Source organism: Sphingobium sp. RSMS, from assembly GCF_005406185.4.
GTDB classification, from domain to species: domain Bacteria; phylum Pseudomonadota; class Alphaproteobacteria; order Sphingomonadales; family Sphingomonadaceae; genus Sphingobium; species Sphingobium fuliginis.
Genome location: NZ_CM191258.1, coordinates 963,007 through 987,733 on the forward strand (window position 1 = coordinate 963,007; position 24,727 = coordinate 987,733).

The 24,727-nt window shown below is 65.3% G+C and carries 23 protein-coding genes; 13 read left to right on the forward strand and 10 right to left on the reverse strand.

The features are described 5' to 3' along the window. Positions 1 to 13 precede the first annotated feature (13 nt). The gene (locus EGM87_RS22345) at positions 14 to 322 is read right to left on the reverse strand and encodes a hypothetical protein (protein ID WP_061936153.1); all 309 of its coding nucleotides are present in this window, start codon (positions 320 to 322) and stop codon (positions 14 to 16) included. 19 nt (positions 323 to 341) lie between these two features. Between EGM87_RS22345 and EGM87_RS22350 the strand changes: the two genes are divergently transcribed. Further along, positions 342 to 1,481, forward strand: a complete 1,140-nt coding sequence (locus tag EGM87_RS22350; RefSeq protein WP_242495895.1) for an acyl-CoA dehydrogenase family protein — start codon at positions 342 to 344, stop codon at positions 1,479 to 1,481. Positions 1,482 to 1,512: 31 nt separating this feature from the next. Here EGM87_RS22350 and EGM87_RS22355 read toward each other — a convergent pair whose 3' ends face one another. The 4 genes from EGM87_RS22355 to EGM87_RS22370 are packed head-to-tail and all read right to left on the reverse strand — an operon-like array spanning position 1,513 to position 5,906. Continuing rightward, a complete protein-coding gene (locus EGM87_RS22355) occupies positions 1,513 to 3,018 on the reverse strand; it encodes a CRTAC1 family protein (RefSeq protein WP_065846460.1) in 1,506 nt (501 codons plus the stop codon). A 23-nt stretch (positions 3,019 to 3,041) separates the two neighbouring features. Next, the gene (locus EGM87_RS22360) at positions 3,042 to 4,343 is read right to left on the reverse strand and encodes an MFS transporter (RefSeq protein WP_025549475.1); all 1,302 of its coding nucleotides are present in this window, start codon (positions 4,341 to 4,343) and stop codon (positions 3,042 to 3,044) included. A 38-nt stretch (positions 4,344 to 4,381) separates the two neighbouring features. Further along, positions 4,382 to 5,353, reverse strand: coding sequence for a FecR family protein (locus EGM87_RS22365; protein WP_025549474.1), 972 nt, complete (start codon positions 5,351 to 5,353; stop codon positions 4,382 to 4,384). Next, on the reverse strand, positions 5,313 to 5,906 hold the full coding sequence (locus tag EGM87_RS22370; RefSeq protein WP_082166057.1) for an RNA polymerase sigma factor: 594 nt from the start codon (positions 5,904 to 5,906) through the stop codon (positions 5,313 to 5,315). The genes EGM87_RS22365 and EGM87_RS22370 overlap by 41 nt, the downstream gene beginning before the upstream one ends. A gap of 181 nt (positions 5,907 to 6,087) precedes the next feature. On the opposite strand from EGM87_RS22370, the gene EGM87_RS22375 reads away from it, so the two are divergent. Both EGM87_RS22375 and EGM87_RS22380 read left to right on the forward strand, forming a co-directional pair. Then, on the forward strand, positions 6,088 to 8,916 hold the full coding sequence (locus EGM87_RS22375) for a TonB-dependent receptor (protein WP_065846461.1): 2,829 nt from the start codon (positions 6,088 to 6,090) through the stop codon (positions 8,914 to 8,916). 65 nt (positions 8,917 to 8,981) lie between these two features. Then, positions 8,982 to 11,084 carry a penicillin acylase family protein gene (locus EGM87_RS22380; RefSeq protein WP_503345428.1) on the forward strand — a complete coding sequence of 701 codons (2,103 nt, stop codon included), beginning with the start codon at positions 8,982 to 8,984 and terminating at the stop codon, positions 11,082 to 11,084. A 93-nt stretch (positions 11,085 to 11,177) separates the two neighbouring features. Here EGM87_RS22380 and EGM87_RS22385 read toward each other — a convergent pair whose 3' ends face one another. From EGM87_RS22385 to EGM87_RS22395, 3 genes are all read right to left on the reverse strand, one after another. Beyond that, positions 11,178 to 11,474 carry a hypothetical protein gene (locus tag EGM87_RS22385; protein WP_065846462.1) on the reverse strand — a complete coding sequence of 99 codons (297 nt, stop codon included), beginning with the start codon at positions 11,472 to 11,474 and terminating at the stop codon, positions 11,178 to 11,180. Positions 11,475 to 11,730: 256 nt separating this feature from the next. Beyond that, entirely contained in the window at positions 11,731 to 12,717 is a 987-nt protein-coding gene (locus tag EGM87_RS22390) for an ABC transporter substrate-binding protein (RefSeq protein ID WP_065846463.1), read from the reverse strand. A 640-nt stretch (positions 12,718 to 13,357) separates the two neighbouring features. Then, positions 13,358 to 14,266, reverse strand: coding sequence for a LysR family transcriptional regulator (locus EGM87_RS22395; RefSeq protein ID WP_253719190.1), 909 nt, complete (start codon positions 14,264 to 14,266; stop codon positions 13,358 to 13,360). 113 nt (positions 14,267 to 14,379) lie between these two features. On the opposite strand from EGM87_RS22395, the gene EGM87_RS22400 reads away from it, so the two are divergent. After that, positions 14,380 to 15,132, forward strand: a complete 753-nt coding sequence (locus EGM87_RS22400; protein ID WP_065846465.1) for an SDR family NAD(P)-dependent oxidoreductase — start codon at positions 14,380 to 14,382, stop codon at positions 15,130 to 15,132. A gap of 90 nt (positions 15,133 to 15,222) precedes the next feature. Here the strand turns inward: EGM87_RS22400 and EGM87_RS22405 are convergent, their stop codons facing one another. After that, positions 15,223 to 15,957 carry an SDR family NAD(P)-dependent oxidoreductase gene (locus EGM87_RS22405; protein ID WP_099186588.1) on the reverse strand — a complete coding sequence of 245 codons (735 nt, stop codon included), beginning with the start codon at positions 15,955 to 15,957 and terminating at the stop codon, positions 15,223 to 15,225. Between the two features lie 107 nt (positions 15,958 to 16,064). Here EGM87_RS22405 and EGM87_RS22410 point away from each other — a divergent pair, with 107 nt between their 5' ends. Further along, complete coding sequence (locus EGM87_RS22410) at positions 16,065 to 16,415, forward strand: winged helix-turn-helix transcriptional regulator (RefSeq protein WP_226869602.1); 351 nt, start codon at positions 16,065 to 16,067, stop codon at positions 16,413 to 16,415. 84 nt (positions 16,416 to 16,499) lie between these two features. On the opposite strand, the gene EGM87_RS22415 is transcribed toward EGM87_RS22410, so the two are convergent. After that, positions 16,500 to 16,640, reverse strand: coding sequence for an alpha/beta fold hydrolase family protein (locus EGM87_RS22415; RefSeq protein WP_197565247.1), 141 nt, complete (start codon positions 16,638 to 16,640; stop codon positions 16,500 to 16,502). Positions 16,641 to 17,328: 688 nt separating this feature from the next. On the opposite strand from EGM87_RS22415, the gene EGM87_RS22420 reads away from it, so the two are divergent. The 8 genes from EGM87_RS22420 to EGM87_RS22455 all read left to right on the forward strand — a co-directional run bounded on the left by EGM87_RS22420 (position 17,329) and on the right by EGM87_RS22455 (position 24,710). Next, positions 17,329 to 17,667, forward strand: coding sequence for a hypothetical protein (locus EGM87_RS22420; RefSeq protein ID WP_025549463.1), 339 nt, complete (start codon positions 17,329 to 17,331; stop codon positions 17,665 to 17,667). Positions 17,668 to 17,727: 60 nt separating this feature from the next. Further along, positions 17,728 to 18,993 (forward strand): TolC family protein, encoded by a 1,266-nt coding sequence (locus EGM87_RS22425; RefSeq protein WP_137708759.1) that lies wholly within the window; start codon positions 17,728 to 17,730, stop codon positions 18,991 to 18,993. After that, positions 18,990 to 20,117 (forward strand): efflux RND transporter periplasmic adaptor subunit, encoded by a 1,128-nt coding sequence (locus EGM87_RS22430; RefSeq protein WP_025549461.1) that lies wholly within the window; start codon positions 18,990 to 18,992, stop codon positions 20,115 to 20,117. The genes EGM87_RS22425 and EGM87_RS22430 overlap by 4 nt, the downstream gene beginning before the upstream one ends. 3 nt (positions 20,118 to 20,120) lie before the next feature. Beyond that, positions 20,121 to 23,333, forward strand: a complete 3,213-nt coding sequence (locus EGM87_RS22435) for an efflux RND transporter permease subunit (RefSeq protein WP_137708758.1) — start codon at positions 20,121 to 20,123, stop codon at positions 23,331 to 23,333. Positions 23,334 to 23,386: 53 nt separating this feature from the next. Next, on the forward strand, positions 23,387 to 23,626 hold the full coding sequence (locus tag EGM87_RS22440) for a hypothetical protein (RefSeq protein ID WP_025549459.1): 240 nt from the start codon (positions 23,387 to 23,389) through the stop codon (positions 23,624 to 23,626). Then, positions 23,623 to 23,799, forward strand: coding sequence for a hypothetical protein (locus EGM87_RS22445; RefSeq protein ID WP_167706776.1), 177 nt, complete (start codon positions 23,623 to 23,625; stop codon positions 23,797 to 23,799). Before EGM87_RS22440 ends, EGM87_RS22445 begins: the two co-directional genes overlap by 4 nt. Positions 23,800 to 23,857: 58 nt before the next feature. Next, positions 23,858 to 24,331: a YaiI/YqxD family protein gene (locus tag EGM87_RS22450; RefSeq protein ID WP_099187045.1), complete on the forward strand. Its 474-nt coding sequence runs from the start codon at positions 23,858 to 23,860 to the stop codon at positions 24,329 to 24,331. 154 nt (positions 24,332 to 24,485) lie between these two features. Further along, complete coding sequence (locus EGM87_RS22455; RefSeq protein ID WP_229742647.1) at positions 24,486 to 24,710, forward strand: hypothetical protein; 225 nt, start codon at positions 24,486 to 24,488, stop codon at positions 24,708 to 24,710. Positions 24,711 to 24,727: the final 17 nt, after the last annotated feature.

Consider the following 24,727-nt stretch of genomic DNA (forward strand, 5'->3'; position numbering starts at 1 on the left):
GGGGCGACCGACTTCAGGCCGACACTTCATCGGGATTCCGATTATGGCTGGAGGAGAAGCCGGTGGGGAACATCAGGCGCCTGCCCCAATGAGAAAATGCGATATTGGGATTTATGTTATAAAATTGACGCGCCCTTTTGTTGCGTCCATTGGCTTTCATGGTGGCTCGACAGGGTTGATCGCTCGCCTGATCGGAGATGTTGTCGAGTTCCGGCAGCGGACGGAAGCGGCGAGGAAAGACGTCGATCAGCCATCGGCAATCGGTCCTTTTTTGATATAGCGCTGGGGAAATAATGGCGACAGCATCCGACTTGCGGCCCACTCCTGTCCCGGACGAAGTTTTGGCCATTTTGCGCGAGCGTTTCGCTGCAACCGCCGCCGATCATGATCGCGACGCTTCCTTTCCCTTTGCAAATTTCGCCGCCTTGCATGAGCATGGATTATTGGCGCTGACGATTGCGCCCGAAAGAGGTGGCCGGGGCGCGGACCTTGCGGAGACCAGCCGAGTCGTGCTGGAGATTGCGAAGGGGGACCCCTCAACGGCGCTGGTCCTCATCATGCAGTATCTGACCCACGCCGGTGTGCGCGGCAAGGACCGCTGGCCCGCACATCTGCGCCGCCGTGTCGAGGCCGAAGCAGTATCGCGGGGGGCGCTTTCCAATGCATTGCGTGTTGAGCCGGAACTGGGCACGCCCACGCGTGGCGGCCTGCCGGCCACCACGGGGAAGCGCGACGGGGAAGGCTGGCGGATTTCCGGTCACAAGCTCTTCTCCACCGGAAGCCCGATCCTGAGCTACATGATCGTCTGGGGCCGTACCGAGGGGGACGATCCGCTTGTCGGCTACTTCCTTGTGCCGGCAGGCAGCCCGGGCATACGCATAGAGGAAACCTGGAATCATGCGGGGATGCGCGCAAGCGGCAGCCACGACGTCATCCTGACCGATGTGGCGATTCCGTTCGACCACGCCGTCGACTTGCGGCGGCCGGAGGAATGGAACGAGGATAATTCGCTCCAGCTCGCATGGATGGTCGGCCTGCTCGGCAGCCTCTACGACGCGGTGGCGCAACAAGGGCGCAACTGGTTCGCGGAATTTGCGAGCAGCCGTATACCGACAAATCTGGGGGCACCCCTATCCTCCCTTTATCGTTATCAGGAACTGCTGGGCCGCATGGACGCGCTTCTGCTGAACAACAGGATATTGCTGCAGGACCTGATCCGCCGTACCGACGAAGGGTCGCCGCCTTCCGCGTCGGACGCGCAACTCCTCAAATATCTCATCACCGGCAACGCCATCGATGCCGTCGCGCTGGCGGTGGAGGCCACCGGCAATCCGGGGCTTACCCGCAATAATCCGCTTGAGCGCCATTATCGCGACGTGCTGTGCAGCCGCGCCCATGCCCCGCAGAACGATTCGATCCTGACTTCTGCCGGACGCGCCGGTTTCAGCCGACAGGCGTCGCCGCGGAAGGGCGACAGGTGACGCCCCATCGCCCTTCCGGAACGGTCATGCGCTACCGTTCCCTGATCACGAGAGATTTGCCCAGATAGCGCGCCGGATTTACGTTACGCAGCGTCTGGACCTTGCGCCCGTCGCGAGCCATCCAGCTGACTTCCACCTTCACTGCTTCCATCGACTTCAGGCCGAAATGCAGGGGCGCCGCATTTTCCGAATTATAGCCGTCGCCGGTCGAAAGCTGGCGCGTGGCGAGGATCTTGCCCGCCTTGTCATACAGGCGCACTTCCGCCCCCATGCGGGTAAAGCGCCCCTTCGCGTCGAGTAGCGTGACGGACAGGCTGCGCTTGGCCGCCGCGCGATCCAGATCATTGTGGAACAGGAAATGTCCACCCTGGCTGGTATAGCCGCGCATGACAGAGAGATCGAGCGCTCCATCCCGGTCATAATCGACCCACTGCACCCCATGGTCCCCGACGTTCAGCCTGGACTTTTCTGTCAGGACCTGGCGGAAGCCCCTGCCGCCTTCATTGTGGAACAGGCTGTCCCTGGGCTGCTGCTGATCGCGCGGGCCGTGGTAGGACGTGACATAAAGGTCGATGAAGCCGTCATTGTCATAGTCGCCCCAGGCGGCGCCGACGGCGTGATTGTCGATGGCGACACCCAATTCCTTCGCGACATTGGTGAAGCTGCCATCGCCATTATAATGATAGAGCGTATTGATGCCGTAATTGGGCACGAACAGGTCGAGAAAGCCGTCATTGTCATAGTCGCCGACGGCGCAGCCGACCCCGCCTTCCTCCTTCGACCGGCCCGGATTGTCCATGCCCAGTTGCGGGGCGACGTCGGTGAAGCTGCCGTCGCCATTGTTGCGCCAGAGCGCGTCCGCCGCGCCCGACTGGTTGGCGAGGAAGACGTCGAGAAAACCGTCGCGATCATAGTCGAACCAGCAGGCGCCCACCGTCGGCCGCGGGTCGGATATGCCCGCACCCTGCGAAACCTGCACGAACCTGCCGCCATCGTTGCGGAACAGGCTGTTGGGACCGATGCGGTTGGCCGCATAGACGTCGAGGTCGCCGTCATTGTCATAATCGACCCAGCTCGTCTGACGCGCTGAACGGTTGGGGATGGTAAGGCCCAGTTCCGGGGCGACATTGGTGAATTTCCGCCCGCCCTCATTGTGGAAGACAAGGCTCAGATCGCCCGGCATGGTGGCCCCGCCCAGCAGGTCGATCCACCCGTCGCCATCATAATCGCCCCATGCGACGCCCCGCATTTCCGGGCCGGAGGTCGGCAGGCCCAATTCCGGTCCGACATTCACGAAGCGGCCTTTGTCGTTGCGGTATAGACGGATGTCGCCGCCCTTCAACGATACGGCCAGGTCGAGATCGCCGTCATTGTCGAAATCCGCCCAACTGTTGGACAGCGAACCGGCAATGGCGAAATCGGCGGTCTGGACGGAGGTGAACGGCGGTTCCGCCGGCGCCGCGTCTTGGGCGACGGCGGGCTGGCAGAGCAGCATCGCCGGCAGGATATGGCACAGGGACGGGATCTTGGTCTTCATGGGGCTCCCCCTTCTTTCCACAGCTAGATGCGGCTGGTGTTGCGGGTATCGGGCATGCGCAGATAGACGATCAGCGAGACCCCGATCATGGCGGTGACATACCAGTAGAAGCCGCCCTCCATTCCGGCATGTTTCAGCCAGAGCGCGGCATATTCGGCCGTGCCGCCGAACAATGTGTTCGCCAGCGCATAGGGCAGCGCGACGCCCAGTGCGCGGATATTGGCCGGGAACAGTTCCGCCTTCACGATCGCGTTGATCGAGGTATAGCCGGTGACGATGACCAGTCCCGCCAGCACCAGCAGGAAGGCGCTGAAAGAGGAGGTCACCGTTTCCAGCGTCGTGAAGATCATCGTGGTGAACAGCACGCCGCCCGCCCCGAAGCCGATCAGCAAAGGCTTTCGCCCGATCCGGTCGGAAAGCCATCCGGCCATGGGTTGCAGCAGCATGTAGATGAACAGGGCCGAGGCCATGATGGCGGTCGCCGTCTGCCGGCCGAAGCCGGCGCTGTTCACCAGGAACTTCTGCATATAGGTGCTGTAGGCGTAGAAGGCGAGCGTACCGCCCGCCGTCAGCGCCATCACCAGCAGCACTTCGCGGGGATGGCGGCGAATGAGGTTCCATCCGCTCGATCGCGGCTGCTCCTCCACCGCCGCGCTCTGCTCGAACGCCTCGGTTTCCCTGAGGCCCCGGCGCAGGCGATAGACGCCCACCGCCATCAGCCCGCCAATGACGAAGGGCACGCGCCAGCCCCAGCTTTCGAGCTGATGTTCCGTCAGGGCAAGCTGGAGCAGCAACAGCACGCACAGGGCCAGCAACTGCCCCGCGATCAGCGTCACATATTGGAAGCTGGAGAAGAAGCCGCGCTGCCGCTGCTGCGCCATTTCGGAAAGATAGGTCGCGCTGGCGCCATATTCTCCGCCGATCGACAGCCCCTGCATCAGGCGCGCGAACAGCAGCAGCAGCGGCGCCATCACGCCGATCGACGCATAGCCGGGGATCGCCGCGATCATCAGCGAACCGCCCGCCATCAGCATGACCGACAGGGTCAGACCTGCCTTCCGGCCCCTTCGGTCGGCATAGATGCCCATGATCCAGGCGCCGATGGGGCGCATCAGAAAGCCCACGGCAAAGATCGCCGCCGCGTTCAGCAGTTGCGCGGTGCTGTCGTCCGAAGGAAAGAAGACGGGGGCGAAATAGAGGGTGAAGGCAGAATAGACGTACCAGTCATACCATTCGATCAGATTGCCGATCGACCCGCCCAGGATGGAGCGCAGGCGGTCCTGCCTGGACAGGCTGGCCGGCTGGAGAGACGAAACATGTTCCATCCCTGCTGATACGGACGGCCCGCCGCCTTCTGCTAATGCTATTCGGCGGACACCAATATAATCGAACTGTCGCTGCCGGGGACGGCGCGCACGCCGAAGCCGCTCTCCAGCGCCTGGACGAAATCCTGCGACCGGTCCAGCCGGAAGGCGCCGCCGATCCGCAGGCTGGCAATGGCGGGATCGCCAATCACCATGGGGTTGGAGCGGTAGCGGTTGAACTCCTCCACCGCCTGCGCCAGCGTATCGCCATCGAATTCGACCATGCCTTCCTGCCAGGCGATCCGCTGCTTCATCTTGGCCGGCTCGAGATGGGTGACGGCAATGCTGCCGCTGCGCACGGCGGCGCTGCGTCCGCTGCCGATCCTGCGGACGGCGGAGCCTCCGTTGCGCACCGCCACCATGCCCTCGATCACCGTCAATTCGGTGACGTCGGGACGCAGGCGCACGTTGAACATGGTTCCCACCGCACGGACCAGCGTGCCGTCGGCATTGACGATGAAAGGCCGCCTGGCGTCGTGGGCGACATCGAAGCGCGCCTCCCCCTTCAGCAATTTGATCGACCGGATGTCGTCCCGCAGGGCGACCTCGACCGAGCTGTTGGTATTGAGGTGAACCAGCGATCCGTCCGCCAGCTTGACCGTGCGGGTCTCGCCCAGCGCCGTGCGATAGCGGTCGACCGCACCCAGCAACCTGAGCGTCACTGTCGCCGCCACCCCTATCGATGCGGCGGCAGCGGCAAGGCCGACGAGCAGGCCCCGCCGCCCGATCAGCGGGACGGCGGCGTCCTCGGCGCCAGAAACCGATGGGACGGGGGCCGGTTGATCGTCCCCGCCGACAGGCAGCTCCTGCAACCGGCCGGTCAGTTCCCAGCCCGCCTCCGCCTTGGCGAAGGCGAAGCCGTGAGCGGGATCCTGCGCCACCCACGCATAGGCCTGGTCCCAGTCTTCCGCGGCGTCGCTTGCCCGCGCCTTAAGGTACAGACGAGCCGCTTCGGCCTCGATCGCCTGCATGTCCTCCGCGCTTCTGTAGCGACCAGCCAAATCCAGAACCCTCAAACTGCCCGATAGCCTGCATTATCTTCACGGCCGCCCGCGTCAAATGCTTGTCTACGGTAAAGACGGATAGCTCCATTTCCTCTGCTATGTCCTTGACCGATTTCCCGTGCACGCGGCGCAGGATGAAGGCCCGGCGGCATTGCGGCGGCAGCGTGTCCAGAATGGCCTGCAGATGACGCAGTTCGTCACGCGCCTGCAGCGCTTCCTCCGTCGAATTGTCGGCCTGCAGCACGTCGAGTTCGGCCACCAGTTCGAGCGAGACGATCTTTTCCCGCCTGGCCTCGTCGATCAGAAGGTTGCGCGCGATCTGGAACAGAAAGGCCTTTCCGCTATGCGCGCGGTGGATGTCGCCGCTCGCATAGGCGCGGGTCATGCATTCCGCGACAAGATCGTCGACATCGTGGCTGCGCGATACGACCCTGCGCAGCCGCGAACGCAAGGCGCCCTCATGCGGCAGGATGGCCTGCTTGAACCAATCCAGCCTCGCCCTGATCGATTCCACGTCCACGCTTGTCCCCTGTTCCTGTCGATACCTCCCTACGCTTTCGTCTCTTTGGCGGCGCAGCGGTCTTCATTCGATAGAATGAGCCTCGACGTCACGAAAATGAGATATCTTCAAGCGTCGTTAGCAGAAACGCGATCGGCCTCCGTATCCACCACTGACAATGCAAATTTTCACAGGGGGTACGATGACGCAGAATTTTCGGAACCTGTCGTTGTGCGCAACGGCGGCGCTCATTGCATGGAGCGCGCAGTCGGCGGCCGCCGCCGAACCGACGCAGTTCAAGATCCCGGCCCAATCGATGCAGACCGCGCTGACGCTCTTTGCCAAGCAGTCGGGCATCCAGCTTCTCTTTCCCTATGATCAGGTTGCCGGGCTGCACGCCCAGTCGGTGAATGGCAAGATGGCGCCCGACGTCGCGCTCCAGCGGCTGATCGCGGGGTCGGGTCTGAAGATCACATTGTCGAACAACAATGTCATGGCGCTGGCGCTGAGCGCCCGGGCGCAGAAGACACGCGCGGTAGAGGTCGCCAGCCTGGGCGTCACCGCCCTGCCCTTCGCCGTTCAGTCGGCCGGCGCAGGCCCTGCCCCTCAAGCCGGCGCCACGAGCACCGAAGAACCCGACGGTCCCGCCATCGTCGTCACCGGATCGCGCGGGCAGGCGCGCACCGTCACCGACAGCCCGACGCCGATCGACGTCATTTCCGGCGCGGACCTGACGCGGACGGGCAAGGCCGGCGTCTTCCAGGCGCTGAACACGCTGGTGCCATCCTTCAACCTGCCGGTGCGGGCCGGAGGCGCGACGTCCACGGTCATCGCGACCGGCGGTCTGCGCGGTCTCAATCCCGATCAGGCGCTGATCCTCGTCAACGGCAAGCGCCGCCACAAGACCTCGCTCATCAACGCGGTATCCACCCTCTACAACGGATCGGTCCCTTCGGACCTCGACATGATCCCGACCTCCGCCGTCGATCATATCGAGGTGCTGCGCGACGGCGCGGCGGCGCAATATGGCTCCGACGCCATTGCGGGCGTCATCAACATCATCCTGAAGGATGACGCCAAGGGCGGTTCCGCCAACGTCACCGCCGGCCAGAATTTCGACCGTTCCGACGGCGAACTGTACCAGGCGGACCTGAACTTCGGCATGAAGCTGGGCGACAACGGCTTCGCCAACCTCTCCCTCAACCTCAAGAAGCAGGAGATGTCGAACCGGGCGCTGCCGCTGGCCGACTGTTCGGTGACGGCGACGACCACCTGCCTCTATCCGCTGATCGGCGGCCAGCTCGACCCGCGCGATGCCGCAGCCGTGGGCAAGGAGCGGATCGTGACCACCAGCTTCGGCGTCATGCCCTCCCGCAGCATCAATACCGCGCTCAACGCCGGCTACGACCTTGGCGGCGTCCAGCTCTATGCTTTCGGCACCTACAGCCAGCGGCGGTCGGACCTGTGGTATTCCTACCGCTATCCCAAGGACGTCAACAATGTGATGGCGATCTACCCCAATGGCTATCGCCCGCACGTCATGATCGACGAGGAGGATTTCGAATTCACCGTCGGCGCCAAGGGTGAACTGTCCGGATGGGACTGGGACTTTTCCACCGGCTACGGCCGCAACCGCGCCCGCCAGTCTTCCGAAGGCACGGTCAATCCCACGCTGGGCGCGCTCAGCCCCACCGAATTCTACATCGGCACGCTGAAGTCGTCGGAGTTCGTCACCTCGCTCGACCTGACGCGCGGCTTCGACGTCGGCGGCGGCAACCTCCAGGTGTCGGCCGGCGCGCAGCAGCGGCACGAGCGCTACCAGACCTTCGCGGGCGATCCGGCAAGCTATGCGGTCGGCACCTTCATCTCATCGGGCATGACGCCCGGCGCGCAGAGTTCCGCCGGCTTCCAGCCCAGCGACGCCGCCTATATGTCGCGCGACAACTATGCCGTCTATGGCGATGTCGCCTGGGACCCCAGCAAGGACATCACCATCGGCGCGGCTGCCCGGTTCGAGCATTATGACGACGGCAGCGGCAATACGCTGATCTGGAAGGTGAACGGCCGTTATGCCATCGCACCGTGGATCGCCCTGCGCGCAGCGGCGAATACCGGCTTCCGCGCGCCGGCGGTGGCGCAGCAGATCTATACCCAGACTACCAACCAGTTCCGCACCGTCAATGGCGTGAACAACGTCCTGCTTCAGATCAAGACGCTGGCGGTGGACGATCCGGCGGCGGTCGCGCTGGGCGCCAAGCCGCTGAAGCCCGAAAAGTCGTTCAACATATCGGGCGGCGTTGTGCTGACCCCCTTGCCGAACTTCAACCTGACGATCGACGCCTATCAGATCGACGTCGACGACCGCATCACCATCACCAGCACGCTGACCGGCACGGCGGTTTCCAACATCCTGATCGCCAGCGGTATTCCCGCATCGCAGGCCAATACCCTGTCGGCCCAATATTATACCAATGCCATCGACACCCGGACTCGCGGCATCGACATCGTCGCCTCATACAAACACAACCTGTTCGATGCGCTCGCCATGCAGTGGAACCTTGGCTACAACTACAACAAGACCAAGATCACCGACATCATCGACAACCCGCCGGAACTCAGCACGATCAGCTTCGAACTGTTCGACCGCGCCCGGCGCAGCAATATGACGACCAACCTGCCGCGCACGAAGCTGTCGATCAGCAATCTCGCGACGCTGGGCGATTTCACGCTCTCCTCCCGCCTGACGCGCTTCGGGAAGTTCCAGGTGTTGCAGAACGGCGTGACCAGCGGCGGCGTCACGACCTATCCGAACGACCGCAGCTATGGCGCGAAGTGGATCACGGACATGGAACTGGGCTGGCAGGTCACGCCGCTGGTCAACCTGGCCGTCGGCGCGAACAACCTGTTCAACGTCTATCCCGACGAAACCGGGCAGATCAGCGCCACGCTGGGCCAGGGCGCCTATCCCGGCACTTCGCCCATCGGCTTCACCGGCGGGTTCTATTATGCCCGTGTCGGACTGAACTTCTAACCCACAGGACCATGAAGCGCCGCCTTCCCACAGAGGCGGCGCATTTTCCGCGATGACAGGAGATGATGGCGATGCGCCACATGACGATCTGGCTGGCGGCGCTGGCCGCTTCCTCCGCAATGACTGCCTCCGTCGCCGCCCCTTCGGCCAAATGGGGCGGGGGCGAGATTTTGTGGGACAGCTTCGGCGTGCCGCACATCTATGCCAGGACGGAAGAAGGCGGCTTCTACGGTTTCGGCTATGCCCAGGCGCAAAGCCACGGCAATCTGCTGCTGCGCATGTATGGCGAAAGCCGCGCCCGGGCCGCGGAATATTGGGGGGCGAAATATGAGAGCCAGGATAAATGGCTGATCGCCAACGACGTTCCCGAACGGTCGAAATCATGGTTCAGGCAGCAGACCCCGCAGATGCGGAAGAACCTCGACGCTTTCGCTGCCGGGGTGAATGCCTATGCCGCCGCGCATCCCGACAGGATCGCGCCGGAGGTCAAGGTCGTGCTCCCCTTGACCGGGGTGGACATCATCGGTCATGCGCAAAGGCTGATGAACTTCGGCTATATCGCATCCGACCGGAAGGTGTTGAGCGATCCATCGATCAACGAAGCGGGCGGATCGAACGCCTGGGCTGTTGCGCCGTCCCGCTCGGCGAGCGGCAAGGCGATGCTGCTCGCCAATCCGCATCTGCCCTGGGCGCCAAGCCAGCTCACTTATTATGAGGCGCAGATCAATGCGCCGGGCCTTGCCATCTATGGCGCCACGCAAGTGGGGCTGCCCGTGCTGCGCTTCGGCTTCAACAATGACCTGGGTTTCACCAACACCGTCAATACGATGCAGGGCTTCACCAGCTACAGGCTGACGCTGGAAGGCAGTGGCTATCGCTTCGACGGGAGGGTCCTGCCGTTCAGGTCGGTCACGAAAAGCTACAAGGTGAAACAGGCGGACGGATCGCTGAAAACCGTCAGCTTCGAACAGAAGAGCGCCGTGCAGGGCCCGGTCTTCACCCTGCCCGACGGCAAAACGACCATCGCGCTCAAGGTGGCCGGGCTGGACCGCCCCGGCGTGCTCCAGCAATATCTCGAAATGGGGAAGGCGCGAAACTGGGCCGGCTTCGAAAAGGCGCTGCGCAAGATGCAGGTGGTGATGTTCAACATCATCTATGCCGACCGTGCGGGCCATATCCTCTATCTCGACAACGGCCTGTTGCCCAGACATGCGAACGGCGACCTCAGCTATTGGTCCGCGCCCGTTCCCGGCGACACCTCCGCAACGCTGTGGAAGGATGTCCACAGCTATGACGACATGCCCAAGGTGCTCGATCCCGCCAGGGGCTTCGTGCAGAACGCCAATGATCCGCCATGGCTGGCCACCTGGCCCCGTGCGCTCGATCCCAGGGATTTCCCCGCCTATGTCGCGCCGGTGGGACCGATGAGCCAGCGTGCGCAGATGTCGGTCAAGCTGATGAGCGGTACGGACAAGATCGGCTTCGAGGATTTCGTGGCGCGCAAGGTGACGACGACATCGCTGATGGCGGAACGCTTGCTGCCCGATCTGCTGGCGGCCGCGTCGGCCTCCGCCGATCCCGATGTGCAGACGGCCGTGACGCTGCTCAAGGGTTGGGACCGTCGCTTCGAACCCGACAGCCGTGCCGCCCTGCTGTTCGAGACCTGGGCCGCTATCTTCGCGCCGAAGAATTTCACGGATCAATCCAACTATGCCGTCAAATGGACGCTGGACGATCCGCTGGAGACGCCACGCGGCCTGAAGGCCCCGGCGGCGGCGGTCGCCATGCTGAAGCAGGCGGTGGCGAAGACCAGGGAAGTCTATGGCGCGGTTGACCGCCCATATGGCGAAGTCTCGCGCTTCCATATCGGCGACGTGAACCTTCCGGCCAATGGAGGCTTCGGCAACACCGGCGTGTTTCGCACGATCACCTGGGGGCCGATGAAGAATGGCGAGCGCACGCCCGTCCACGGCGAAACCTGGGTGTCGATGGTCGAATTCGGCACGCCGATGAAGGCGGTGGGCCTGATGAGCTACGGCAATTCCAGCCAGCCGGGCTCCAAGCATAACAGCGACCAGCTCCCACTGCTGGCCGACAAGAAATTCCGCACATTGTGGATCGATCGCGCGGATGTCGAACAGCATCTGGAGGAGAAGACCGCCTTTTGACGGTGGCCGGATCGCCGGGACATATATGTTGCGTCAGACCGCGACCAAGCCATCCGGCATGTCTTCGCACAGACGCAAGGCGCGGCGGGCCCGTTACTGCGCCGCGCCGCCGCCGGCGGTGTCGCTGTCGAAATCCTCGGGATTCCCGCCGCCGCCCGCGCCTGCACCGCTGCCTTCGACTTCGCCAATGCCCTCCTTCGGCCGCTTGCCCCGATTGTCAGTGCCCGCTGCGGGTGGGGTGCTGATGTCAGGCTTGCGGTCCGGGGTGAGATGTGAGCCGCTGCCGACAGCCCCATGCGGGTCTCTACCACCCGCTGCGGGCAGGTCGTCCAGGGACGCGCCAGTCCCGTCAGCCTGATCCTTGCCGTCGGGAATATGTTGGGGAACCATGGATCTCTCCTGTCAGCCGTAAAAGGAGCCAACTGGCGGAGAGCCTGCATGTTCCAGTGCCCGGCAGCAGCGGTGGCGGGCTTTGGCGGGAGCATACTGGCCGAGACGCCGACGCGAAGCCTTGCGACCGTGTCGCGGCCTTGCTGCTTTTCATGCATGACCGCCGGCTTCCCTGGCGTCCTGCCGGAATAGCGAGCGCGATCGGCCTTTCCCACCCGGCGGCCTGAGGCGACGGGTGGGTGGCGGACCATGATTTTCAGCCTCTTTTCGGTATGGAATCGTTGAATCGCGCGTCCCAGAGCGGTCGGACATCGACCGGCTTGGGCAGCAGCTTCTGCGCGAGGAAGAGGTCCGCCACCTGCTGCTGCGAGGCGATGGCCGCATCGGAGACGGGGCGCAGTTCGTAACTGTCGCTCTTGCGGCGGAACTGGTCCACCACATAATCGCGCGGAACGCCGATGTCCGTCGCGACGATGCCCGCCCATTCGGCTTCATTGGCCACGGCCCAGCCATAGGCCTGCTGCACCAGCGCCAGATATTGGCGGATGATCTGGGACATTTCCGCGTCGGCCAGCGCATCGGCATGGGCGCATACGAGATAGTTGCCCGACAGGATGCCGTAAGCGGTGCGCAATATCCGCGCACCCTCGGTCGCGATGGCCCGCTGGATCGGAAAGCCATAGATCGCCCAGGCGTCCAGCGCGCCTTGGGAAAAGGCCGCCGCGCCGTCGGCAACGCCCATGGCCACGGGCGTAATGTCGCCCCAGCCAAGACCCGCTTCCTCCAGCATCCGGATCAGGAAATATTGCGAGGTGGTTGCCCGCACATAACCGACGCGCTTGCCCCTCAGGTCGGCTATGGAACGCGCCTTTGATCCCTTGGGCACCAGAACCGCCTGATTATTGACGTCGCCGTGAAGGACGGCGATCTGACGGAAGCTCTGGATCGTAGAGGCGGCCGCGAAGATCGGCGGAATCTCGCTCATTCCTCCATAATCCAGCGACCCGCCGTTCAACGCCTCCACCACCAGATGTCCCGACTGGAACTCGCTATAGTGGATGTCGAAATCCTGCCGGGGGATGCCAGCGGCCTTGAACAGCAACCGCATGTCGGTCTCGCCCTTGCCGACGATCGCGGCGCGCAGCCGGGGCCTGCCGCGCCCGGCGCCACAGCCGGCCAGCAAAAGACCGGACGCCGCGCCCGCCGCCAGAAAACCACGCCGCGACCAGCCCTCAGCGACCACCGGCGCTTTCCTGCTGCGGCGCGCGCTCGAAGAGGATCACATTCGGATCACGCAGAAATTCGCGGCGGGCGGCATCGCGCAAGCGGAGCCAGGAATCTATCAGGGCACGTAACGGCTTCATACTCATCCTTCCGGCATGGAATGGCCATTATCTATTTTAATGGTAGAGATTAGTCTCACAAGCAATGCTGGGGGACCTATTAGATTTCTTTAGCGCAGGACCGTGCCCTTTGAAGGAGCGGGCGACCCAAAGACGGCGATGAGGGAAGCCGGGCGCGCACCATGGGTCATGGAAGCGCCCGCCCCTTTCCCATGCCCCCATGACCACCGACAGGGGGCCGGCACTCCCAAAAAACTGGCCCGGCAGCCGAAGCCGCCGAGCCAAGGAGAAAGGCATGAAAGCCCTTCGGGTCGCAGGGCTGCTCTTGCGCAATCCACCCGATTCGGATTGTAAAAATCCGACATGAGGGCCGAGGACGCCGGACCGCCTAATCCATGTTGTTTGCGCATGATGCAGGGAAAGTTAGTGCGCCAGCGGTCACGAAGGAATCGGGTCGCACCGGTCCCCGCCCCGCTCGCCGGGGCGGGGATTTTCTGCGGCGGGATCGCCGGGGCGGAAACAGCCGGAACGCCAGGGCGATCACGGTTGCGCGGCCAGCATCCCCCGCGGGAAACCGGCGGCGAGATGGTCGATCCAGGCCCTGACCGCCGGGGGCAGGCCGCGCCGGGTCGTGAAGACCAGATGCACGATCCCTTGCACGCCGCGCCATGCGGGAAGGATATGCACAAGCTGCCCCTCCGCCAGCGCGGCATTGCAGATATGGTCGGGAAGCAGGGCGATCCCCAGGCCCTCCACCGCGGCCTTCCGCACCGCCAGCATGTCTTCGCAACCCAGCCGGGGCGCAAAGCGGATGGAATGCGAACGCTCGTCGTCGGTTTCCAGATGCCATTCGCTTTCATCGCCGGCATCGCTCGTACCCAGGCAGGGCAGATCGGCCAGTCCGGCAATATCGGCAAGGCGGCTCGCCCATTGCGGGCTGCCCACCAGAATGCGCGTCGATTTCCCCAATGAACGCATGGTGAGGGCCGCATCGCCCGTCAGCGTCGTGCGCACCCGCAGGGCGACGTCGATGCGTTCCTCGATCAGGTCCACGGCCCGGTCGGTCGCGACGATTTGAAGGCGGACCCCGGGATAGCGCCGGAGAAAAGCGGGAACCAGGTCCGAGACGATTTCGACGAGGCCGTTAGGGCAACTGAAGCGAACCCGGCCATGGGGTTCGGCCTGCGCCTGCATGACCAGTGCTTCGGCCTGTTCCACTTCGGCCAGGATGGTGCGGCATCGCTCATAAAAGGACTGGCCTGTGTCAGTGACGCGGAAGCGGCGGCTGGACCGCTCGATCAGCCGAAGCCCCAGACGCTCCTCCAGACCGGCGATGCGGCGGGACAGTTTCGACTTGGGTTCGCGCAGGGCGCGGCCGGCCGCCGCGAAACCGCCATGGGCCACAACCTGCGCGAAATAGGCATAGTCATTGAGATCAATCTTCATCATCGTTCCTCTTAAGGAACGCTAAGTGCCATTTCTGCCGACTACAAGCCTTATCGTCCCGAATCTATCTCCATCGGGCAAAGGCGATCCTGCCGAAATGCTCAAGGAGACAGACGATGACGGACAAGTTCGACAACAAGGTGGTGGTGATCACGGGCGGCACGAGCGGCATCGGGCTGGCCACGGCGAAGGCCTTTGCCGGGGAAGGCGCATCGGTGTTCATCACCGGCCGCCGTCAGGATGCGCTCGACGCGGCGGTCCGGTCCATCGGCGGCAGGGTGACGGGGGTTCGCGGCGACATGGCGGACCTGGCCGACATCGACCGGCTCTACGACGCGGTCCAGCAGGACCATGCACAGATCGACGTCCTCTTCGCCAATGCGGGCGGCGGCGAGTTCGCCCCGCTGGGCGCGATCAGCGAGGACCATTATCAGCGGACCTTCGACACCAATGTGAAGGGCGTGCTGTTCACCGTGCAGAAGGCCTTGCCCTTGCTGAAGGACGGCGCATCCATCGTCCTGACGGCTTCCACCACCAGCGTGGCGGGCACGCCGGCGCTGAGCGTCTATTCAGCCACCAAGGCAGCCGTGCGCAATTTCGCCCGCAACTGGATATTGGACCTGAAGGACCGCCGCATCCGCGTGAACGCGGTCAGCCCCGGCGTGACCGAGACCGCCGGCCTCAATGAACTGTTCGGCGGCGGCGAACAGGCGGAAGGAACCAAGGAATATCTCGCGGGACTGATCCCGGCCGGCCGCGTCGGACAGCCGGAGGAAATCGCCAGGGCGGTGTTGTTCCTCGCCTCCGACGAGGCGAGCTTCATCAACGGGATCGAACTTTTCTTGGACGGCGGGCAAGTGCAGATCTGAAAGGCCCGCTTGCCGGACGGCGCCGGCCCCCCGGGGGAGGGGGGGTCGGCGCCTGTTCCTGTCAAGACCCCGATGACGCCCGGCGCCCGCTCATATCTGCGCCAGGCCGCCGTCGACGAACAGCTCGCCGCCGGTCATGAAGCTGCTGTCTCCCGACGCGAGGAACGCCGCCGCCGCCGCAATCTCCGACGGATCGCCCAGGCGCCCGAGGGGCGTTGCTTCACCCAATGCCTCGAAAGCCTCCCTGCCGACGACGTCGAGCGCCAGATCGGTGAGCGTCGGCCCGGGCGAGAGCACGTTCACGCGAATGCCGGTGCCCTTGAGGTCCAGCGCCCAGCTCCTTGCCAGATTGCGGACGGCGGCCTTGGAAGCGCTGTAGACACTGAAGCTGGGCGTTCCCATTTCTCCGGTGGTCGAGCCGGTCAATATGATCGCGCCGCCATCCCGCATCAGTGGCAAGGCCTTCTGCACCGTGAAGATCGCGCCCTTCACATTGACGTCGAACGTGCGGTCATAATGTTCCGGGGTGATTTCGCCCAAAGGCACCAACTCGCCGGTGCCTGCATTGGCCACCACGATGTCGAGCTGGCCCCGGCGCGCTTCCACCGCGGCGAACAGCCGGTCGAGATCCTCAGGGCTCGTCACCGATCCCTGCACGGCGACCGCGTTCCCGCCAAGCCGGGCGACGGCCGCATCAAGCGCTTCCTGCCGACGTCCGAAGAGGAAAACGAAAGCGCCCTCCTCCACGAAACGCTGCGCCGTGGCGAAACCGATGCCGCTTGCGCCGCCCGTCACCACCGCCGTCTTGCCATTCAATCTCTTCATCTTCGCGTCTCCTTGTTCAGGTGATGCGTAGCTGGCGAGGCACATTCCTATGGACAAGTATGCACCTTTTGGTAAGTATCAAAAATATGTCCGAGCAACCATCCTGCATGCCGGGCTTCTCCTGCGGCCTGGACGCCACCCTCAAGGTGATCGCCGGCAAGTGGAAGCCGTTGATCATCTACTTCCTGCTGGAAGCGCCCAATCGCTATGGCGAACTGAAGCGGGCCGTGCGCGGCGTGAGCGACAAGGTGCTCATCCAGCAGCTCAAGGAACTGGAGAGCGACGGCATCGTCGTCCGGACGGACTATAGGGAAGTGCCGCCCCGGGTCGATTACTCGCTGACCGCACTGGGCCGCAGCCTGGCCGATGCCCTAGCGCCCCTGTCCAATTGGGGCGCGGAACATATGGAGGAAGTCGCCCGCGTCTTTGCCGAGCGTGACAAATGGCGGCGGGGCTAGGCGATTCCCGAGGGGCGAACCGCCCCGGACTGCCACATGGGTCGTGCTTCCACAGGCGGAAGCCGGTGCCGCCGCTCCATCCGCCTAGGCCAGGAAGCGATCGCTTTCGGCAACGAAGTCCTCGATTTCCTGGAACAGGAAGCCATGCCCGGTCTCGGGACAACGGACCAGCTTGGCGTTCGGCGCCTGTTGCGAGAGGACATAGGATGGTTCAGGAGGAGCCATGCCTCTATCGGGAGAAGATCTTCTCCACGCTCACAAGGCGGGTCGACGGTTCAAAGTCGTCGTTTAATCCTCCAAACTTGCCTCGCTTCGTGCGGCGGTGGCCTGCGGCATCGAGATAACGGCGCATTCGCGCTTCTTCGCGGACAATTCGACACCCGGCTTCACCGGCTTGCTGCCGGCCCTGCCAGCCATCTCCTACGAGGTTGCCCTTTCCTCCAAGCCCTCACAACGCGCCCGGCAACTGGCGGACCGCATCAGGGACATGCTCCGGCTCAGCCCGCTGCAGGAGGATGCCATGACCGCAGGCCGGCATGTCCGGAAGCCGGACCATCGCTCCCCTTCCCTGTCAGTCCTGTCGAACCTTCTGGACGATAGCAGGCGTATAGGCAGGCCAGCGGCAGATCGCCTGCAAACGCGTGCGCTGGAGGAACAACATGCCTGACGGAGACCCCTGATCATAAGCCTCAGGCCGACAAGCCTCACCCCCGCACCGGTTGACGGTGCTTCGCGTCCCGCGCTCCGCTTCAACGAGGCAGTAGCCGTCAAAACATAGCCGCTTCCTCCAGGAAATGAGGCGCCCGCATGGCGGAATCGTCGCTCGAATATCCATCGCCATGCCGAAAAACGCGCTGCGGGGTAGCGTTCTCCCCTTGCAACCAGCCCGAAAATGCTCGTTAAAGGCAGGCGTATGAACCGGCTGCTCGCCCTATTCGCCTGTCTCGCGCTGGCGCTGTCCTTTACGACGGCATCGGTCGCGCATGCGATGGAGCCGATCGATTGCATCGACGCAGAAGGACCAGCGGCTGCCGAAACGCATGACGGCGGCGATGCGGGACAGACGTCCGGCGATACCGACCGCGCCTATCCTCACCAACATGGGGGATGCCATGGGCATCATGTCGCGGCCGCTGTCGCCATGTCGGAAATCACGTCCGGTCCGGTCCATCGGATGGTGAAGCTGCGTTGGACGCCCACCATCCATGGCGCCGCACCTCCGCGGAGCGAGTTGAGACCGCCGATCGCCTGACCACTGCCGCCCGGCCTGCGCATCGCGCAGGCGGTCATCCGTTGTCAGGAGTTTCCGAACATGAACCGTTTGCTGGCGGCGTTGCTTGCCGCCACCTCACCCCTATCCGCAGCGCAGGCGCAGTCCGCGCGGACGGCCGAAGCACCGCCCGGCCTGACGCTTGAGCAGGCGCTCGATCTCGCCAGCGCCACTGCCCCTTCGCTGGACGCGGCCGGGGCCGGCGTCGATGCAGCCAGGGCCGCGCAGGCAGCGGCCGGTCTGCGGCCGAACCCCATCCTCACCGTCGAAGCCGAGAATGTGGCCGGCACCGGCCTCTATTCGGACACGAAAAGCCTGGAGGCCACGACTTCGCTGGCCCTCCCGCTGGAACTGGGCGGAAAGCGATCGGCCCGGCTTGCCATCGCGGCCGCCCAGCGCGATCGCGCCATGATCGAACAGGCGGTTGCGCGGGTCGACCTGCGGTTCGCGGTGACGCGGGCCTATGCGGAGGCCGCGGCGTCGGAGCGGCGGCTGGCGAATGCGCGCGACCAGCTTCGGATTGCCGGGGAAGGCTTGCATGCCGCTCATGTCCGCCTGCGTGCCGGCCGCGCCTCGCCCATGGAGGTGCAGCGCGCCGAGCTGGCCAGGATCAATGCGCAGGCCGCTCTCGTGCGGATGGAACGGTCGGCGGAAACGGCCCGCTTCATCCTGGCCCAGCGAATCGGGCAGGCGATCCCCGGCGCTCTCGACGCAGGCTGGTTCGACCGCATCGGCACAGCCCCCGGCCCGTTGCAGCCCCTGGAGCTGACAGAGACGCTGGCGCTTGCCGCCGCCAACGCCGATCTGGCGGCGAGCAGCGCGCAGGTGCGGCTTGCCCGAACCCAGCGCATTCCCGATCTGACGGTGGGCGCGGGCGTCCGCCGACTGGAAGCGACCAACGACAGCGCAGCGCTTTTCAGCCTGTCGCTGCCCCTCCCCTTCCTCAACGGCGGCAAGGCGGCGGTCGGGCAGGCCCTGGCGGAGCAGCGTCGCGCCGAAGCCCAGCGGCGAGCCACCGCGCAGGAGGTCGCCCAGGCGATAGCCCAGGCGCAGGCCGAGGCCGCGAACGCCGCCATCGGCGCGGAGACGGCGACCGGACCCGCCCTTGCGGCCGCTGAGGAAGCCGCCCGCATCGCCCGCATCGGCTATCGCGAGGGCAAGTTCAGTCAGCTCGACCTGCTCGATGCCGAACGCACGCTCACCGAAACGAAGGCAGCCGCCATAGAGGCGCTGCTCGCCTATCACAATGCACGAGCGCAGCTGGAGCGATTGACCGCTCGCGCGCCGGATCAGGGAGACGATCGATGAACCTCCTCCAGCGGACCGTCATGGCCGCAATCCTGACATTCACGGTCGCCGCCTGCGGAAACCAGCCTGCCGAAGAAAGCCATGCCGAAGGGGAGGCGCATGCCGGCGGGGAAGGGCTGATCCGCCTCACCGCGCAGCAGATCGCCGCCGCGGGCATCGAACTCGCCCGGCCCACCCCGGGTGGGGCGGGCGCCATCACCCTGCCCGCCACCATAGAGGGCGATCCGCAGGGGACGCAGGTGGTTTCCGCCGCGATCGGCGGGCGCATCGTGGCCCTCAGCCGCAATCTGGGCGAATGGGTGCGCAAGGGCGACATGCTGGCGGTGATCGAAAGCCGCGAGATCGCCTCGCTCAAGGCGGAGGCCGAAGCGGCGCAGGCGCGGCTGGCGCTCGCCCAATCCAATTTGCGGCGGGAACAGCGCCTGTTTGCCGAACGGGTTTCGCCCGAACAGGATCTGGTCGCGGCACGCACCGCCGCGACGGAGGCCGGGATCGCGCTGCGCCTCGCCCGGCAGCGGATTGCGGCGTCAGGGGGCGGGGGCGGTGGGCTCAACCGGCTGGGCATCGCCGCACCGATCGGTGGCCAGGTCATCACCCGCACCGTGACGCTGGGGCAGATGGTCGCCGAGGATGCCGAACTCTATCGCGTCGCCAATCTCTCTAAACTGGCGGTCCGCCTGTCGCTTTCCCCTGGCGATGCGAGCCGCGTCCGGCCGGGCGCGCGGGTGGACATCACCGCGCCGGGCCGCAGGACCAGCGCACGCATCGGCTTCGTCTCTCCGGTGCTCGATGAGAGCACGCGCCTCGTCCCCGTGCTGGCCATTATCGACAATCGCGGCGGCCAGTGGCGTATCGGCGAACCCGTCACCGCCGCCATCGCGGTGACGGGCGAATCGGGCGGCATGACGGTGCCGTCCGGCGCGGTCCAGACGGTCGAAGGGCGGCCCTCGGTCTTCGTCCGCACAGCCCAGGGGTTCAGGGCCGTGCCGGTCACTACAGGCCGGCCAGGCGGCGACGCGGTCACGATCCTGTCGGGCCTGACCGGGCGCGAGCAGATCGCCGTCGCCAACAGCTTCACTCTCAAGGCCGAGCTCGGGAAGAGCGAAGCCACGCATGAGGATTGAACCATGATCGGGCGTATCGTGACCTTTTCGGTCGAGCGGCGCTGGTTCGTGCTGCTCGTCACCCTCATCGCGGCCGCGATCGGCGGCTGGGCGCTCAGCCGCCTGCCCATCGACGCGGTTCCCGACATCACCAACAACCAGGTGCAGGTGAATATCCGCGCGCCCGCGCTGTCGCCCGAACTGGTCGAAAAGCAGGTCGCCTTCCCGATAGAGACCGCGCTGGCGGGGGTGCCGGGGCTGGAATATACAAGATCGCTGAGCCGCAATGGCTTCGCCCAGGTGACGGCGGTCTTCACCGATTCCACCGACATCTATTTCGGCCGCGCCCAGGTTGCCGAACGGCTGCGCAGCGCGGAGGATAGCCTGCCGGACGGCGTCACGGCTGAAATGGGCCCGATCGCCACCGGCCTTGGCGAAGTCTATATGTGGACGGTCCATCTGGCCCATCGCAAGGATGATCGACACTCGCCCGGCGAACCCGGCATCCAGCCCGACGGCAGCTATATCACGCCGGAGGGCGAGCGGCTGGTCGGCCAGTCCGATCAGGCGACCTATCTGCGCACGGTGCAGGACTGGATCGTCGCCCCGCTGCTCAAGAACACGCCAGGCATCGCCGGCATCGATTCCATCGGCGGCCATGTGAAGCAATATCAGGTCGCGCCCGATGTCCAGCGGCTCGCGGCGCTGAACCTGAGCCTCAACGATCTGGCGACCGCATTGGAGGAGAATAACAGCGCCGTCGGCGCGGGCGTCATCGACCGCAACGGCGAAGGGCTGACGGTGCGGTCGGATGCCCGCATCCGCAACGCCGACGATCTCAGCCGAACGGTCATCGCGACGCGGGAAGGCGTTCCCATCCTGCTCCATCAGGTCGCGACGGTGCGGACCGGCCAGGCGCTGCGGATGGGGTCCGCATCCGAGAACGGACGGGAGGTCGTCGTCGGCACCGCGGTCATGCGGATCGGGGAAAACAGCCGGGCCGTTGCCTCCGCCGTCGCCGGGCGACTGGACGAGATCAATGCCTCATTGCCAACCGACGTCATCGTAGAGCCCGTGCTGGATCGCACCGCGCTGGTCAACGCGACGATCGGCACGGTGGCGAAGAACCTGTCCGAAGGCGCGCTGCTCGTCATCGTCGTGCTGTTCGCCCTGCTCGGCAATTTCAGAGCCGCGCTGATCGCCGCGCTGGTCATCCCCATCACCATGCTGCTCACCAGCTTCGGCATGCTGCGCGGCGGTGTCTCGGCCAATCTCATGAGCCTGGGCGCGCTCGACTTCGGGCTCATTGTCGACGGGGCCGTCATCATCGTGGAAAATGCCCTGCGCCGGATCGCCGAGCACCAGCATGACAGTGGCCGGACGCTGAACCCTGAAGAAAGGCTGTCGGCCGTAGCCTTGGCCGCGCGCGAGATGATAGGCCCGTCCGTCTACGGCCAGGCGATCATCATCCTCGTCTATGTCCCGCTCCTCACGCTGGACGGGGTGGAGGGCAAGACCTTCACGCCGATGGCGATGACGGTCATCCTCGCGCTCGGCTTCGCCTTCATCCTCTCGCTGACCTTCGTTCCGGCCATGTTGGCCCTGCTGCTGTCGAAGCCGGTCGAGGAGAAGGAGGGGCGGATCATGTCCTGGCTGAACGCACGCTATCGGCCGGGGCTGGAAGCGGCGATGCGCCGGCCCAGCCGGACGATCGGAATCGGGGTCGCGGCATTTCTGGCGGCCATCGCCGGCTTTTCGATGCTGGGGCAGGAATTCCTGCCCCAGCTCGACGAGGGCGACATACTCGTCCAGGCGGTCCGCGTTCCGGGCACTTCGGTCGACCAGAGCCAGGCCATGCAGTTCGCGGTCGAACGCGTCGTCGCGGGCGAGCCCGAAGTCCGCTTCGTCTTTTCCAAGACGGGCACGGCCGAGCTTGCTTCGGACCCCATGCCGCCCAATGCGACCGACACCTTCGTCATCCTGAAGCCCCGCGCGCAATGGCCCGACCCCCGCCTCGCCAAGGCGGATCTGGTCGAACGGCTGGAGCAGCGGCTCGCGAAGCTGCCGGGCAACGCCTATGACATCACCCAACCGATCCAGATGCGCTTCAACGAGCTGATCGCGGGGGTGCGCGGCGACATCGCCATCAAGGTCTTCGGTGACGATGTCGACCAGATGAGCGGCACGGCGGATCGCATCGCCGCCGTGCTGCGGCGGACCCCGGGCGCCACCGACGTGCGGGTGGAACAGACCGAAGGCCTCCCCATTCTCGAGGTGCAACCCAATCGCGATGCGATGGCGCGGCTGGGCATCAGCGCGCGGGTGTTGCAGGACATATTGGCCGCCGCGGTGGGCGGGCGCGACGCGGGCATGATCTTCGAGGGCGACAGGCGCTTTGCCGTCACGATCCGGCTGGGCGAGGAGGCGCGAACCGATCTGGAGACGCTGGGCCAGGTGCCGGTGCCCACTCCGGCGGGTGCCTTCGTGCCGCTGGCAAGCGTCGCCCGAATCGCGCTGGTCGACGGCCCGAACCAGATCAGCCGCGAAAACGGCAAGCGCCGGATCGTCGTGCAGGCCAATGTGCGCGGGCGCGCCGTGTCCGGCGTCGTCGCGGATGTGCGGGCGGGGATCGCGCGGGACGTGCGGCTGCCCGCCGGCACCTATCTCCAATGGGGCGGCCAGTTCGAAAATCTGGCATCGGCGCGGGAACGGCTGCTGCTGGTCGTACCGGCCTGCTTCGCGCTCATTCTCCTGCTGCTCTACGGGGCGCTCGGCAGCGTGCGGGACGCCGTGATCGTCTTCACCGGCATCCCTCTCGCGCTGGTCGGCGGCGTTCTGGCGCTGGCGCTGCGCGGCATGCCTTTCTCGATCTCGGCCGCGGTGGGCTTCATCGCCCTGTCCGGCATCGCCGTGCTCAATGGGCTGGTCATGGTGACGTCGATCCAGGACCTGATGGCGCGCGGCATGGATCGCGGCAAGGCAGCCTGTGAAGGCGCCCGGGCGCGGCTGAGGCCGGTGGTCATGACGGCGCTGGTCGCCTCGCTCGGCTTCGTGCCGATGGCGCTGGCGACCGGCCCCGGGGCGGAGGTGCAAAAGCCGCTCGCCACCGTGGTCATCGGCGGCCTTGTTTCCGCAACCTTGCTGACCCTGTTCCTGTTGCCGACGCTCTATGCCCGCTTCGGCCGGCGGGGCGGGTCGGCTGCGCTGGGACAGGAGGAAATGGCGGCCATCTCCTGAAAGGGGAATGGCCCGCTCCCCCGGCTTGCTGCCGGGGGAGCGGGAGAGATTTCATGTCGCAGGTGGAATCCTTGGCACTTGCAGGCTCCGCCGCAGTTCCCAGCGATAAGGAGGATGCCGTGCCGGACCAGATCGTTTCCATTGGCCTGCTGACAGCGAAAGACCTTGAGCTTCTCGGTCAAGGATTCCGGCGGCACTTTCCCATACAGGATGACGACCTCTTCAAGGACCTGCTCGCGAAGCTGGATGAGCTGCCGGCGCGGCCCGAGCCCCGCGCCAAAGACAGGCGATGAGCGGGCGACGCAGAAGGCTTGGCCTGGGCCTGCTGCTGACGGCGATCCTGTTGAGCATTGTCGTCATCGTCGGCCTGATGATCCATTCAAGCATCGACGCGCCCGATCCGGCGTCGCGACCCCCCACGGGCGCCATGCCGCCGGAGGGCGAACCGATGCGCCCGGCGGATTAGATCACGCATTCATCCCGCCTTGCGCGGCGCCCATCAGGCGGTGCATGGAGCGGCAGCCATGTCCCAGACCAAAACGCCCAACATCCTTATCGATGCCGACGCCTGCCCGGTGAAGGAGGAGACCTACAAGGTCGCCTGGCGCCATGGCGTGCCGGTCATCGTCGTCAGCAACAGTCCCATCAGGGTGCCGGCGCATCCGCTCGTCTCCCGCATCGTTGTGGGCGAGGGCTTCGATGCGGCGGATGATTGGATCGCCGGGCATGTGGACGCCGGCTCGATCATCATCACCGCGGACATCCTGCTGGCCGACCGATGCCTGAAGGCTGGATGCGGTGCGGTGATCGCGCCCACGGGCAAGCCCTTCACCCATGCCTCCATCGGCAATGCCGTGGCGGTACGGGCGGTCAAGGCGGACTTGCGCGCCGGCATCCTGGCGGACGGCGTCGGCGGACCAGCGCCGTTCGCGAAGGCCGACCGGTCCCGCTTCCTGTCCGCCCTGGACGAAGCGGTCGTCCGATTGCGGCGGCGGTAAGACCAAGACCTGGAGCAGGGCCCGAAACCCGACCGCGCCCTAACCTGCGTCATCGATGGGACAGGATCGCCCGGCGCCCGGTCGCGTTTGATGAGGCGCAGGTCGGTGATCGGCTCGCGGGACGCTGGTGCGCATGCCAAGAGAGGAGGAAAGGATGGTCCGTATGCTTTTGATCGCAGGCAGCCTGCTTGCCGGGGCCTGTTCGGGCGAGACCCCGTCCGACCGGAATGCAGTCAACGGATCGGCCATCAACCGCGCGGACGATGCGCCGGGCAATGGCGCCGCAGGACCGCTGCCGACCAGCGGATCTGGCGAGGTGCCGCCCAACGCGCCGGGCGCGGATAATCAGGCGACGGGCTCCAATATCAGCGACCGATAAGGCGGAATTGCCGGAAC

Bases quoted from the DNA above. Each gene is read 5' to 3' on its own strand.
- EGM87_RS22355 (WP_065846460.1), bottom strand. From the start codon at position 3,018: ATGAAGACCAAGATCCCGTCCCTGTGCCATATCCTGCCGGCGATGCTG.
- EGM87_RS22360 (WP_025549475.1), bottom strand. From the start codon at position 4,343: ATGGAACATGTTTCGTCTCTCCAGCCGGCCAGCCTGTCCAGGCAGGAC.
- EGM87_RS22365 (WP_025549474.1), bottom strand. From the start codon at position 5,353: ATGCAGGCGATCGAGGCCGAAGCGGCTCGTCTGTACCTTAAGGCGCGG.
- EGM87_RS22375 (WP_065846461.1), top strand. From the start codon at position 6,088: ATGACGCAGAATTTTCGGAACCTGTCGTTGTGCGCAACGGCGGCGCTC.
- EGM87_RS22380 (WP_503345428.1), top strand. From the start codon at position 8,982: ATGGCGATGCGCCACATGACGATCTGGCTGGCGGCGCTGGCCGCTTCC.
- EGM87_RS22385 (WP_065846462.1), bottom strand. From the start codon at position 11,474: ATGGTTCCCCAACATATTCCCGACGGCAAGGATCAGGCTGACGGGACT.
- EGM87_RS22395 (WP_253719190.1), bottom strand. From the start codon at position 14,266: ATGATGAAGATTGATCTCAATGACTATGCCTATTTCGCGCAGGTTGTG.
- EGM87_RS22400 (WP_065846465.1), top strand. From the start codon at position 14,380: ATGACGGACAAGTTCGACAACAAGGTGGTGGTGATCACGGGCGGCACG.
- EGM87_RS22405 (WP_099186588.1), bottom strand. From the start codon at position 15,957: ATGAAGAGATTGAATGGCAAGACGGCGGTGGTGACGGGCGGCGCAAGC.
- EGM87_RS22410 (WP_226869602.1), top strand. From the start codon at position 16,065: ATGCCGGGCTTCTCCTGCGGCCTGGACGCCACCCTCAAGGTGATCGCC.
- EGM87_RS22415 (WP_197565247.1), bottom strand. From the start codon at position 16,640: ATGGCTCCTCCTGAACCATCCTATGTCCTCTCGCAACAGGCGCCGAAC.
- EGM87_RS22420 (WP_025549463.1), top strand. From the start codon at position 17,329: ATGAACCGGCTGCTCGCCCTATTCGCCTGTCTCGCGCTGGCGCTGTCC.
- EGM87_RS22425 (WP_137708759.1), top strand. From the start codon at position 17,728: ATGAACCGTTTGCTGGCGGCGTTGCTTGCCGCCACCTCACCCCTATCC.
- EGM87_RS22430 (WP_025549461.1), top strand. From the start codon at position 18,990: ATGAACCTCCTCCAGCGGACCGTCATGGCCGCAATCCTGACATTCACG.
- EGM87_RS22435 (WP_137708758.1), top strand. From the start codon at position 20,121: ATGATCGGGCGTATCGTGACCTTTTCGGTCGAGCGGCGCTGGTTCGTG.
- EGM87_RS22440 (WP_025549459.1), top strand. From the start codon at position 23,387: ATGTCGCAGGTGGAATCCTTGGCACTTGCAGGCTCCGCCGCAGTTCCC.
- EGM87_RS22445 (WP_167706776.1), top strand. From the start codon at position 23,623: ATGAGCGGGCGACGCAGAAGGCTTGGCCTGGGCCTGCTGCTGACGGCG.
- EGM87_RS22450 (WP_099187045.1), top strand. From the start codon at position 23,858: ATGTCCCAGACCAAAACGCCCAACATCCTTATCGATGCCGACGCCTGC.
- EGM87_RS22455 (WP_229742647.1), top strand. From the start codon at position 24,486: ATGGTCCGTATGCTTTTGATCGCAGGCAGCCTGCTTGCCGGGGCCTGT.